This window comes from Thermoanaerobacterium sp. R66 (assembly GCF_028895185.1).
Lineage (GTDB): Bacteria > Bacillota > Thermoanaerobacteria > Thermoanaerobacterales > Thermoanaerobacteraceae > Thermoanaerobacterium.
The window spans coordinates 1,056,678-1,069,575 of the sequence record NZ_JAEUWW010000001.1; the positions used below are offsets into that span (position 1 = coordinate 1,056,678).

Below are 12,898 nucleotides of genomic sequence, written 5' to 3' on the forward strand. Positions count from 1 at the left end.
AACCTCCTTAAAACTGTTTAATAAAGCGTAGGTCATTTTCGTAAAGAAGACGCAAATCGTTTATCCCATATTTAAGCATAGTTATTCTGTCAAGTCCCATGCCAAATGCAAAGCCTGAATACTTTTCAGGATCGATTCCAGACATCCTAAGCACATTGGGGTGAACCATGCCAGATCCTAATATCTCGATCCACCCGGAATATCCACAAACTCTACAGCCCTTTCCGCCACATGCAAAGCACGATACGTCCATTTCTGCACTTGGCTCAGTAAAAGGAAAATAGTGAGGCCTGAATTTTGTCTTTGTGTCTGAACCAAAAAGCCTTTTGGCAAATAGATTTAAAACGCCTTTCAAATCTCCCATCGTTATTCCTTCATCAACTGCCAATCCTTCTATCTGATTGAACACAGGAGAATGTGTAGCATCTATTTCATCTGACCTATAAACTCTACCTGGCGATATGACTTTTATAGGTGGTTTGCTTTTTTCCATCGTCCTCACCTGAACAGGCGATGTCTGCGTCCTAAGCAAGATGTTTTTAGTAATATAAAAAGTATCCTGCAAATCCCTTGCTGGATGATCAGGCGGAGTATTTAGCGCTTCAAAATTGTAGTAATCAAGCTCGATTTCAGGTCCTTCGGCGATGGAAAACCCAAGCCCTAAGAATATATCCTTTATTTCATCTAAAACTTTTGTCATAGGATGTTTATGGCCTATCTCATGGACTTTCCCGGGCAATGTTATGTCGATATATTCGCTTTTTATTTTTTTCTCTTTTTCCTGTTTCAACACTTCTTCTCTTTTTTGAGTAAGCTCTTTCTCGATCTCTTCTCTTACCTCATTTGAGATTTTGCCAACAATAGGCCTTTCTTCAGGCGATAGACTTCCCATACCTCTTAATATCTTTGTGAGTTCGCCTTTCTTCCCTAAATACTTAACCCTTATCTCCTCAAGTGTCTTTAAACTTTCCGCAGATGACAGCTCTTTTTTGACTTCTTCAAGTAGATTTCTCAATGTCTCTTCCAAAGAAATACTCTCCTTTCTTTCCTAAATATAATAAAAAAACTCCATCTTAAAAAGGACGGAGATATGACCGTGGTACCACCTAATTTGGCTAAAAGCCCACTCATTTTGATGTAACGGAATATAAACCGGTTATGCCTACTATCAGTTCAGCACACTGCTTAAGAGGGAACTTCCATTACGCAGTACCAACAATGCTCTCAGTCTACGGCATCGCCTCCCTGTCGCACTTAAGCGTAATGTACTTTACTCTTTCATCGCATTTTTCTTTATTTTTTTGAATATTATATCATCTTTGCGCTATTTTATCAATCTCTGTCTTTCCGATTCATAAAGGCAAATAGATGCTGCCACAGATACATTTAAAGACTCCGCCATGCCATCCATAGGTATCTTAAAGGAGTCATCCACAAATTCATCTAAATCACTATTTACGCCTCTTGACTCATTTCCAAAAATAAGAGCTACATTTTTTGAAATATCGAAATCGTAGATGTACTTTTCTGCTTTAAGACTTGTAGATAAAATTCTTATGCCATTTTTCTTAAGTACATCAAAAAGCTTCGATGGCTCTACATCATTTACGACAGGCAAGTGAAATATGGAACCCATAGTAGAGCGCAAGACTTTAGGATTGTATATGTCTACCGTATTGTTTATGGCAAAAATGCCATCTACGTTAAACGCATCTGCAGACCTTATTATTGTGCCTACATTCCCTGGATCTTGCACTTCGTCAAGTATCACGTAGAAGCCGCCTTCTTTGACGATGTCATTCACTTCCCACTTAGGCATCTTGATAACCGCCATAATCATCTGTGGAGCGACAGTGTCGGAAATCTTCTTAAATACCCTTTCATCCACAAAGACGATCTTTTCTTTTTCAATCTGAAAGTCTACATTAAAATCTTCTGCAACCAGCAGGTGCACAACTTCAAAACCGCTTTTTAACGCTTCAAAAACGCTGTTTTTACCTTCTACAAAAAACAGCCTTTTCTCATACCTGTATTTCTTATCTGATAGCTTCTTAATGTTCTTTATAAACTCATTTTTTTCACTCGTTATAACCATTTAAAATTCACTATCCTGTATATAGGCTAAAACCCGGCATATACCGGGTATAAAATTATGCATTCAGTTGTTGTTTTGCTATGTTTACCAATTCTGCAAAAGCCTTGTTGTCGTGTATAGCCATTTCTGATAACATTTTTCTGTTTATCTCTATATTAGCCTTTTTAAGTCCGTTTATAAACCTGCTATATGAAATACCATTTGCTCTTGCTGCAGCGTTAATTCTGGCAATCCACAATTTCCTGAAATCTCTCTTTCTTAATTTCCTTCCAATGTATGCATAATTAAGTGACTTCATTACAGCTTGGTTAGCTACTCTGAAAAGCTTACTTTTTGCACCGTAGTAACCTTTAGCAAGTTTTAATATTTTTTTATGTCTTTTTCTCGTAACTTTTCCTGATTTTACCCTCGACATTTTTATACCTCCTAATTATTTACGCATAAGGAATCAAGCGTTTTATGTTCTTTGCATCAACACTGCTTAAATACGCTATCTTTCTCAAGTTTCTCTTAGTCTTTCTCGTCTTCTTCGTAAGTATATGCCTCTTAAAAGCTTTTGATCTCTTTACTTTACCGTTTTTTGTAAGAGCGAATCTTTTTGCAGCTCCGCTGTGTGTTTTCATTTTTGGCATTTTCGTATCCTCCTCAATTAAACGTTTTTAGGTGCTAATATCATCATCAAATTTCTGCCCTCCATGTTTGGGGCCTTCTCAACATTACCATATTCTTCTAAGCTCTTTGCAAATCTATTTAACAGTTCTTCGGCAAGATTTGTGTGTGAAGCTTCCCTGCCTCTGAATCTTATCGTCACTTTTACTTTATCTCCATCTTTTAAGAACTTCATGGCGCTTTTGACTTTTACGCCAAAGTCGTGTTCTTCAATCGCTGGAGTCATCCTTATTTCCTTTATGTTGATGACTTTCTGCTTCTTTTTAGATTCTTTCTCTTTCTTGCTTTGTTCATACCTGTATTTTCCGAAGTCCATTAATTTGCATACTGGTGGATTTGCCTGTGGTGCAATCTTAACCAGATCGATGTGCCTTTCTAAAGCAATTTTGTATGCCTCTTTTGCTGACATTATACCTAATTGATTACCATCTTGATCAATGAGGCGCACTTCCTTATCTCTAATTTCCTCATTAACCTGCAGCTCCTTGTTAATAAATACGCACCTCCTAAAATATTACAAAAAATAAAGCGGGTATAAACCCGCTTCTTTTTTTGGCTAAAACAACATTTTACTTTAAACCTGACACCTGCGGTGAAAGGTGAGAAGCGGGTGCTTCTACTTTAAACACATGTTAAATTATAACACAACTTATCATCTCAGTCAATACCCTTCTCACCACAAGATCAATACTTTTCAATTCTTTTCATATACATATTAAAGTTTTCCACCATGTCCTGCAAGGAATCTCCGCCAAATTTTTTAGTCACTTCATCGGCTATAGTCCACGCACATACAGCTTCAAGCACAACTGCAGCAGCTTCAACAGCAGTCACATCTGACCGCTCATATGTGGCTTTCACTTCTTCCTTCGAATCTATATCGACAGATGAAAGGGGTTTTCTCAAAGTTGGTATAGGTTTCATATAAGCTCTCAAAACTATTGGCATCCCATTTGAAATACCGCCTTCAATTCCACCGGCGTTGTTGGTCTTTCTGTAAAAATGCCCATCGTAAAATATTTCGTCGTGAACTGAAGAACCCTTTTGCTTTGCTGCCATAAATCCCATGCCGATTTCCACCCCTTTTATGGCTTGGACGCTCATGACGCTATAAGATAAAAGGGCGTCCAGCTTGCGATCCCATTGGACATGGCTGCCTAAACCTATTGGCACCCCGTCTATTGTAATTTCGATCACACCGCCTAAAGTGTCCCCTTCATTTTTTACTTCATCTATGAGGGCAGGCCACTTTTCTTTATCTTTTTCTCCACCTATCTCCAATATATCGCTTTTTACAACTATGCCAAAGTTTTTAAGAAGCAACTTTGCTACAGCGCCAACAGATACTCTTGCCGCAGTTTCCCTGGCACTAGCTCTTTCTAAAACATCCCTCATGTCTTTTAGATCGTATTTGATGGCGCCAGACAAATCTGCATGGCCTGGCCTTGGCCGAGTCACTCTTGGCACATCTTTTCCTTTCCAATTTTCGTAATCAAGATTTCTAATGAGAATGGAAAGCGGTGCGCCAATCGTCAAATTGTTTCTGACTCCACCTAAAATGTGAACAGCATCGCTTTCAATAGACATCCTGCCGCCTCTACCGTAGCCAGATTGCCTTCTTTTAAGTTCATTATTTATGAAATCCACATCTATAAACAAGTTTGATGGCAAACCTTCGATGATGGCAACAAGCGCTTCTCCATGTGTCTCTCCAGATGTTAAATACCTCAAATCATGCTCCCCCTTTGCTTAATACAGTTTTTTCAGTTTTATATAGCGCAACAGCAAAAAGCAATATGCTGGACAAGACTCTTAATACCGTCGTTATATACATGAATGCTTCATATCCCACAATTTCATAAAACCACGTTCCAACAATAGGCGATAGAAAAGCGGCAAATTGTGTCACAATAGTATAGATGGCAATGTAATTCATCTTTTCCTTGTGGTCAGGCAAAAGCTCCAAAAGCCAGTTTAAAGAAAGCATGGTGTATCCTGCTGTAGCCATACCGCCAAAAAAGTCTATGGCAGCACCTACGTAGAGGCTGGTAACTTTAGCCCATAATGCTGGAATCGTGGATATAAGTAAGGTACTTATGCTTAATGCAATGCCATTTCCTTTTCTATCCGCGAGATTTGCCCACCACTTATACGTTAAGATAGAACCTACTGAGCCTACAATCGTTGAAATGCTCATCCACATGTTGTTAGCGTGGAGATTGTCGACTTTGTATATGGTAAATATAGGCCATGCCATCATCCACGTAAAAGTAAATATAAAAGATGCAAGGCTAAAATAGATAAACTTTCTCGATTGCATCATAGTTTTTAGCGAATCTAAAATAGACGCTGAAGCTTCTTTTTTGTGGGATACGTAGTGAAACTTTGAGTAATAATAGGCGTCAAGTATCCCAAACAAAAATGCTATAAAAAACATTATCTGGTAACCGTATGGAAACTTGATCCTATCCAAAAGTATGCCTGTTATTAATACCGCCGCTGTACCTAATACACCTGTCCAGATGTTTCTATCCGCAAAGACTTTGCCGCGAAACTCCTCAGGTATCAAATCGCTCATAAATGACTGCCAACACATTCCTGCGACAATAGCCGGCAAATTCAATAGTCCTACAAATAAAACCACCGCTTCAGGTCTAAACTTGCTCATAAACGGAACTAAAGCAACTAAAAGGTAAAAGCTCCTTGTAATGTACTCTAAAACGTAGGCAAACTTAAAGACATTTTTAGCCTTATTTATAAAGATTGTAGCAGGCAGTATCCCAATCAAAGCCATAAGGGCTGGAAGAGAATTAATAAGAGATACTTCGTAGTTGTTGGCACCCAATTTTATAGCGAATATGCCTACAAATGGCATAATCATATTGTACCCTATTGAAAATGTTATGCCATTTAGCAGATTCATCTTTATGTTGTAGTTGAGATATTTGTAGACCTCCCTATTTTTAACCGTAATTATTCCCCCCGATAAAACACTACATATTTAGATTATCATTTTTTATTTTGCCAATCAAGGTAGTAGAATGTCCACCAATTCAAAGTTGGTGGACATTTATTTTAGAGGGATTTTTGCTTAATCTCTTCCAAAATGGATGATAAAAATTCTTGCAATGATTTAGATCCAAGATCTCCTTCTTTTCTTGATCTTACAGAAACATTTCCTGCTTCTACTTCCTTATCGCCTAATATAAGCATGTAAGGTATCTTTTGCATTTGCGCTTCTCTTATCTTGTAGCCTATTTTCTCATTTCTATCATCAAGCTCGACTCTTATATCATTTTCCAATAGCCTTTCATGAATATTCTGCGCATAAGCCAAGTGCTTATCAGAAATCGGAAGTATTTTTACCTGCACAGGAGCAAGCCATGTAGGGAAGGCACCGGCAAAGTTTTCTGTAAGGATGGCGATAAACCTTTCTATGCTGCCAAACACCACCCTGTGCAACATGACAGGTCTATGCTTTTCACCATCATCGCCGACGTATTCGCAGTTAAACCTTTCAGGCATCTGAAAATCCAACTGTATCGTGCCACACTGCCATGTGCGTCCTATGCTGTCCTTTAGATGGAAGTCAATCTTAGGGCCGTAAAAGGCTCCATCGCCTTCATTCACCTTATAATCGAGCCCTATATGCTCCATAGCCTTTATCAAGGCATTTGTTGCCAATTCCCAGTCTTCGTCAGAACCTATCGAATTCTCTGGCCTCGTAGAAAGCTCCACAAAGTACTCAAATCCAAATATCTTGTAGAAGTAGTCGATAAGTTTGATGACTCCCAGTATTTCTGATTCCACCTGATCTGGCGTCATAAACAAATGGGCATCGTCTTGCGTGAAACTCCTAACTCTCATCAGCCCATGGAGAGCACCTGATAACTCATGCCTGTGAACAAGTCCCAGTTCGCAAAGCCTAAGAGGCAGATCTCTGTAGCTATGCATAGTTGAATTGTACACAAGCAAAGCACCCGGGCAGTTCATCGGCTTTATTGCATAATCCTCATCATCAATCTTTGTAAAGTACATATTTTCTTTGTAGTGATCCCAATGGCCTGATCTGTGCCACAGCTCTTCGTTTAAAATTATTGGCGTCTTGATTTCCTGATAGCCTCTTTTTGCGTGTTCTTTTCTCCAAAAATCTTCTAAGATGTTTCTTAAGACCATTCCCTTTGGATGGAAAAACGGAAAACCAGGTCCTTCATTGTGGATGCTGAAAAGATCCAATTCCTTTCCTAATTTCCTGTGGTCTCTTTTTTTAGCTTCCTCAAGCATGTTTAAGTATTCGTCTAACATGCTTTTCTTAGGAAAGCTTATGCCATATATTCTCTGCAGCATCTTATTGTGCTCGTCGCCTCTCCAGTAAGCACCTGCCACTGAAAGAAGTTTTATGGATTTAACCATGCCTGTCGATGGCAAATGTGGCCCTGCGCAGAGGTCTGTAAACTCACCTTGCCTGTAAAAAGATATTGTAGCATCCTGCGGCAAATCCTTAATAAGCTCAACTTTGTAAGGTTCACCTTTTTCTTCCATGAATTTTATAGCTTCCTCTCTGGGAAGCACAAACCTCTCAACCTTTAAATCTTCCTTAATAATCTTATTCATCTCGTCTTCTATCTTAGAAAAATCATCGACTGTAAAAGGTTCATCAACATCAAAATCGTAGTAAAAACCATTGTCAATGGCAGGACCTATTGTAAGCTTCACGTTTTTATAAAGCCTTTTAATGGCCTGCGCCATTATATGCGATGAAGTATGCCAGTATATCTTTTTTCCATCCTCATCATCAAAAGTCAAGATTTCCAGCTTGCCGTCTTCATTGATGGGGGTAAATAGCTCCACAATCCTGCCATTTAATTTGCCACCAAGTGCTTCTTTAGCAAGCTTATGGCTTAGACTCTTAGCGATTTCATATACGCTTATGCCACTTTCATATTCTCTTTCTGTTCCATCTTTAAGTATTATCTTCATATCTTGTCCTCCTTTTTTAATTTAAATAAAAGAACCTCACGCCAAAAGAGGCAGAGGTTCTGCGGTTCCACTCTCATTTATACTCTAAATTATAACGGAATTACCGATCGGATTCATCACCCGCAGCTTAGAGGTGGTCTTCGATATCAAAAATATTTGAATGATTTCAGCCTAAGTCATTCAATCTCTTTGATATTTTTAGATATCTACTTTCCTCATCATCGCCAAAATATTGATTTTTTTCTATTATATAATTGATATACTGTCTTGTCAATATTCTACAACAGCCTTACCACAAATGCCTGTAAAATTCCGATTACAAAACCTAAAACCCCGCCTAAAATCACAATCATCTTTAATTCTTTATTAGAAACATCCAGTATAATCTTCTCCAGCTTTTCAAGCTCAAAAAGCTTTATCTTCTCCTCAACTATCTCTGCTATGCCAATCTTATCAGACATATCGTTAAGCATCGTAGCTGCAGATTCATCCAAAAACTTCTCTGCTTCTTTGCTTACAATCCCAACTACATAATTTACTATCATCGATTTTAATGACTTCGGTATAAACGAAGGGATATTCTTCTCAACTGTAGAATCAACATCGTCTAATATCTTCTTTATTATATAATTGCGATTGTCTTCATTTAAAAGCTTATCCAATATGTCGTCCATCGATACAAGTTCGTCTTCCACTACTTTTCCTATCGATGCTGCTATCTCGTCTCTCCTTCTTGGTATAAGCCCTTGGATGGAAATACCAAAAATCTTTACAGGCTTTATCGGTCTAAAAAGCATGACGACAGCAATGTAATTTGTTATCCATCCAATGGCAGCACCAACAACGCCTAAAAACATCATTTGTAGAAAAAAATGCATTAGATCACCTCAACAAAATAACCTATGAATATAATAACAGATTTCTTCAAATAATAAAACCCAGTTTAAGCTGGGTCTTATTTCCTTGCCTCATTTATCGCACATAAGCTGCAACCATTGCATATAAATACTTTGTTTGAAAATATTTTTTCAACAGTATCAAAAACATCTTTACTTTTTATATTTTCCAACGAATGTATATATATCTTAGAAGGAGCCATTGCAATAAGTGTGCTTATAAGCATATCATCATCTGTCAATTCTCCCCCTGTAAATTCAATTGTAATATCGCTTAAGAACTTTCCTGTTATAGGCTTCTTTTCTTTGTCGTAAAATAAAAATTTTCCGCTTTTATCAACGAGAATGTTAAGAACATCTATTTTTGAGTCCTGAAGTTCTACAAAATACTTTAATAGCCCGATAAATTCATCGTATTCCTTTTGCATCATGTATTCGTCAACCGCTCTATCCACTACCTCGCTTAACTCGCCAATAAAATCCCTTAACCTGAAATTGACAAATCCTTCTATGTCAATAGTCTCATTGTCCTTTAAGAAATCCTCTATTTCCTCAAAGATTCTCTCTTTCTTAACTAATTTGAATGTCTCTCTATTTACATCGTTATCTAAAATGCCTCTTGCTATGTTTTCGATCTTTTGTTTTTCATCAGAATCAAAATAGTAATAGTATTTATCTATAATCCTTTTTATCAACTTCTTGTCGATCTGATTTACTATTACATCAGAAATCACATCAGATACATGTTCTTTTATTTTAGCTATATTTTTATTTGAAGCTCTATCCTCTACGTCTATATTAAAAAAAGTAATGTTCCCTCGATTATCTAAATTTACAGTAAAATCTAATCCTTCATTCTTCATATATTCTAACTCATTGTTAAAAAAATCGCTGCTGCCTAATAAAGTGTTTGGGATACCGATAGACAAAAGCTGCATTTTTCTCACTCCCTTCGTTAGTAGTATGTGCTTTTAAGTCTTTTCTTTGCATCATCAGTAGAGTGGAATAATGGAACCTATGTCTTTTACTTCACCAGATGACAAAAAAATTATTTCTTTGTTTTTATATTTCAAAAAATCAATTATTTTCTTGTATTCGTTGTGATATCTTAAATCTCCAGCAACGCAAAAAACATCTTTATCTATAAGTCCAGACGCTCCTCCTATAAATCCGTAATCAAACCCATCAAGCTTTATACCACCTTGTTCAATCAAAAGGCAGTCAAACCCTTCTTTTAAAGCTGTCTCATAAATACCTGCATCCGATGTTATGAAACTTATATTGTCCACTATTGCCATGTTGCACTTGGTGTATCCTTGCTTAACGTGTATAAATTTCACTCCTTTTTTCTCTAATACTTCCCTTAATACTGGATCAGTATACTTTAAATTGTGAAAAGCATAATCGCCTAATCTTGCTACATTATATGCTATATTGTCAGGATAGTTTCTACTTAGTACAGTCTTCCCAAATATTACTTCCAAGTTTAACTTTTTGATTTCACCAACAAAATTTTCATCAACATCTGGCGCTAAAACAATTTGTCTATCCCCTGCATTGTGGACGATTATATCCGGATGATACGATATTGCTTCGTATAGAGAGGTATGTCTTTTTGTCATTACGACTTCTATTTCCATCTTCCTCAATGACTCAGCTACATCATAATGCCTTCCATCGACGACGACACACCGTACTTTTTTGTCAGGTACATAAGGATTTTTCAAAGATAAAACCTCCTAAAAAAAATCAGCATACCTACCGTATGCCTAACATTTCCTTCTATCTTTTAAGTATTTGCTTCCTTCTATAGACTTAAGCTTTCTCTTAATCTCTGCAGCTACTGCACTTATCTGCAGCTCGTTATCAAAATTTCTGTTTTCGTTAGTCACAACAGCTATGGATATTGAAACAATCGGAAACCTTTGTATTTCTCCTCGCCTATTGATGACTTCTATATAGCCATTGGCCAAATCCTCATCATCGTAATACCTCTTTATATCCTCATCAAAGGTATTTATTATATAATTGCATATATCATCGATTTTATCTGGAGTAGTTATTATTATAAAGTCATCTCCGCCTATATGCCCTAAAAAATCGTTGGGATTTCCACACTTAAAAAGGGCATCTTTCAAGATCCTGGCTGTTTGCCTTATTATTTTATCGCCACGTGAAAATCCGTAGTAATCATTGAAGGACTTAAAATTATCCAAGTCTATGTACAAAACAGCGTACAAGAGCCCATTTTTTATGCGCCTTCTTATCTCATACTTTATGTCAATATTGCCTCTAAGTCCTGTAAGTGGATTGGCCATCCTGTTGTGCTCGATCCTCTGAAACAGATTCTTCACTTGTGCAAGAAGTTCTTTTTCATTGAATGGCTTCGTTATGTACGCATCAGCGCCTAACTCCAACCCGCGCAGTTTCTCTTCATAATTGTCACTGGATGTCAAAAGTATGACAGGCACCAATTGATTTTCTTCTTCATCCCTCAATATCCTAAGCAAGTCAAATCCACTAAGACCAGGCATGACTACATCAAGTATGACCATATCCGGCAAAATGCGCCTATACAATTTTAAAGCCTCATCCCCATCTTGTGACTCGTAAATTTTATACCCGGCGCCGCCTAAAATGTTTTTTAAAATAGTCCTGCTTAGCTTATCATCATCAACGATCAATATACTTTTTTCATTCACATTACTTCCCCCAAAATCTTTTTCACCCATAATAAATTATATTTACGACTTGTAAGAATGATTCGCTCCAAATGCAAATAAAAAATAATAACCAATATATTACATCACTAATAAATTATAATATTGAAGAAGGCAATAGTCAATAAAATATAAGAAAAATGGCAGGTTTGATGCTCTGCCATTTTCTACTATTCTCAACACGATTTTTATATTTAGATGGTTCTTGTAGAAATCAAATCTTTATACCATAGGGCACTGTCCTTCAAAATCCTTCTTTCCGTCTCATAGTCCACATATACGATGCCAAATCTCTTTGAATAGCCATGAGCCCACTCAAAATTGTCCATAAGCGACCACACAAAGTACCCTTTTAAATTTCCACCATCATCTAAAAAGCGTTTAACCTCTTTAAAATGCTGTCTTAAAAACTCTACCCGCTTTTCATCGTGTACACGATCGTCATCCTCAACGACATCATTAAACGCCGCACCATTTTCAGTAATGTACAATGGCATATCATAAGTGTATTCTCTTTTAAGCCTCATCAAAATATTGTAAAGCGATTCAGGGTAAATCTCCCATCCCATCTCCGTCTTTTCATTTCCAGGATCTATCTGCACAACATCCAAAATACCGTCATTTCCTTTCTGGACAACTGCTCTTGTGTAATAATTAACTCCCAGAAAATCTAATTTTTGAGAAATCACCTTCAAATCTTCATCATTTATAAAATCGACTTTTGCAAATTTACCAAAATACTCTACCATATCTTCCGGGTATTTGGCTTTAAATAGAGGATCTAAGAACCATCTGTTTTGAAAACCATCGGCTATTTGAGCCGCAATTTTGTCATCGTCGCTATCTGAGGCAGGAAATACTTCGTTTAAGTTTAGAGTAATGCCTATTTTAGAGTCATCTAAATTTAGATCTCTAAATATTTCCACAGCTTTGCCATGTGACAACAAAAGATGGTGCGAAACTAACAAAGCTTCACCTAGATCTTTATGCCCTGGCGCATGTTCGCCGATGAAATACGACAAAAATGAAGAACACCATGGCTCATTTAATGTGATCCAGTTTTTTATGTATCCGCCCAGTTCAGAAAAAAGTTTTGCGGCATATTCACCATACCACTCAACAACATCTCTATTAAGCCATCCACCTAAATCATCAGCCCATTGAGGCAGATCCCAATGATATATTGTAGCAAAAGGTTTAATGTCATTTTTTAAAAGCTCATCAGTCAACCTTTTATAAAAATCCATCCCCTTAGGATTGTACTGCCCTTTCGCAGGAAAAATCCTTGGCCAAGCAATAGAAAATCTGTACGCTTCAATGCCTAAGTCTTTCATCATCTTTACATCGTCCTTGTATAGATGGTAGTGATCGCAAGCCACATCGCCATTATGGCCTTTGTATACCTTTCCATCTTGTCTGGAAAATGTGTCCCAGATAGACATAGTCCTGCCATCCTCGTTGTAAGCACCTTCAACTTGATACGAAGCCGTAGCCACGCCAAACAAAAAATCTTTGCTAAAGTCTGACATTTCACACCC

At 37.3% G+C, this 12,898-nt stretch carries 13 protein-coding genes and 2 other annotated features; all 13 genes read right to left on the reverse strand.

Annotated features, from left to right (window positions below; all coding sequences use genetic code 11):
- Positions 1 to 7: 7 nt before the first annotated feature.
- Positions 8 to 1,027, reverse strand: a complete 1,020-nt coding sequence (gene pheS / locus JJQ93_RS05270) for a phenylalanine--tRNA ligase subunit alpha (RefSeq protein WP_274892961.1) — start codon at positions 1,025 to 1,027, stop codon at positions 8 to 10.
- A 48-nt stretch (positions 1,028 to 1,075) separates the two neighbouring features.
- Positions 1,076 to 1,291: a binding site (T-box leader), on the reverse strand.
- A 33-nt stretch (positions 1,292 to 1,324) separates the two neighbouring features.
- On the reverse strand, positions 1,325 to 2,095 hold the full coding sequence (locus JJQ93_RS05275; protein WP_274892962.1) for a TrmH family RNA methyltransferase: 771 nt from the start codon (positions 2,093 to 2,095) through the stop codon (positions 1,325 to 1,327).
- A gap of 55 nt (positions 2,096 to 2,150) precedes the next feature.
- The gene (gene rplT / locus JJQ93_RS05280; RefSeq protein ID WP_013787802.1) at positions 2,151 to 2,510 is read right to left on the reverse strand and encodes a 50S ribosomal protein L20; all 360 of its coding nucleotides are present in this window, start codon (positions 2,508 to 2,510) and stop codon (positions 2,151 to 2,153) included.
- A 19-nt stretch (positions 2,511 to 2,529) separates the two neighbouring features.
- Positions 2,530 to 2,727: a 50S ribosomal protein L35 gene (gene rpmI / locus JJQ93_RS05285; protein ID WP_014759041.1), complete on the reverse strand. Its 198-nt coding sequence runs from the start codon at positions 2,725 to 2,727 to the stop codon at positions 2,530 to 2,532.
- Positions 2,728 to 2,744: 17 nt separating this feature from the next.
- Entirely contained in the window at positions 2,745 to 3,257 is a 513-nt protein-coding gene (gene infC, locus JJQ93_RS05290; protein WP_013787800.1) for a translation initiation factor IF-3, read from the reverse strand.
- A 21-nt stretch (positions 3,258 to 3,278) separates the two neighbouring features.
- Positions 3,279 to 3,392: a sequence feature (ribosomal protein L20 leader region), on the reverse strand.
- Positions 3,393 to 3,448: 56 nt separating this feature from the next.
- Positions 3,449 to 4,495: a chorismate synthase gene (locus tag JJQ93_RS05295; RefSeq protein WP_274892964.1), complete on the reverse strand. Its 1,047-nt coding sequence runs from the start codon at positions 4,493 to 4,495 to the stop codon at positions 3,449 to 3,451.
- Between the two features lies 1 nt (position 4,496).
- Positions 4,497 to 5,687 carry an MFS transporter gene (locus tag JJQ93_RS05300; RefSeq protein ID WP_274892965.1) on the reverse strand — a complete coding sequence of 397 codons (1,191 nt, stop codon included), beginning with the start codon at positions 5,685 to 5,687 and terminating at the stop codon, positions 4,497 to 4,499.
- A gap of 152 nt (positions 5,688 to 5,839) precedes the next feature.
- On the reverse strand, positions 5,840 to 7,744 hold the full coding sequence (thrS, locus tag JJQ93_RS05305) for a threonine--tRNA ligase (protein ID WP_274892966.1): 1,905 nt from the start codon (positions 7,742 to 7,744) through the stop codon (positions 5,840 to 5,842).
- A gap of 278 nt (positions 7,745 to 8,022) precedes the next feature.
- A complete protein-coding gene (locus JJQ93_RS05310) occupies positions 8,023 to 8,604 on the reverse strand; it encodes a DUF445 domain-containing protein (RefSeq protein WP_274892967.1) in 582 nt (193 codons plus the stop codon).
- A gap of 95 nt (positions 8,605 to 8,699) precedes the next feature.
- Positions 8,700 to 9,578 carry a putative sporulation protein YtxC gene (gene ytxC, locus JJQ93_RS05315; RefSeq protein WP_274892968.1) on the reverse strand — a complete coding sequence of 293 codons (879 nt, stop codon included), beginning with the start codon at positions 9,576 to 9,578 and terminating at the stop codon, positions 8,700 to 8,702.
- Positions 9,579 to 9,632: 54 nt separating this feature from the next.
- A complete protein-coding gene (locus JJQ93_RS05320) occupies positions 9,633 to 10,367 on the reverse strand; it encodes a DUF6873 family GME fold protein (protein WP_274892969.1) in 735 nt (244 codons plus the stop codon).
- Positions 10,368 to 10,409: 42 nt separating this feature from the next.
- Positions 10,410 to 11,372 carry a response regulator gene (locus tag JJQ93_RS05325; protein ID WP_284700588.1) on the reverse strand — a complete coding sequence of 321 codons (963 nt, stop codon included), beginning with the start codon at positions 11,370 to 11,372 and terminating at the stop codon, positions 10,410 to 10,412.
- 182 nt (positions 11,373 to 11,554) lie between these two features.
- Entirely contained in the window at positions 11,555 to 12,889 is a 1,335-nt protein-coding gene (locus JJQ93_RS05330; RefSeq protein ID WP_274892971.1) for a GH1 family beta-glucosidase, read from the reverse strand.
- Positions 12,890 to 12,898 lie beyond the last annotated feature (9 nt).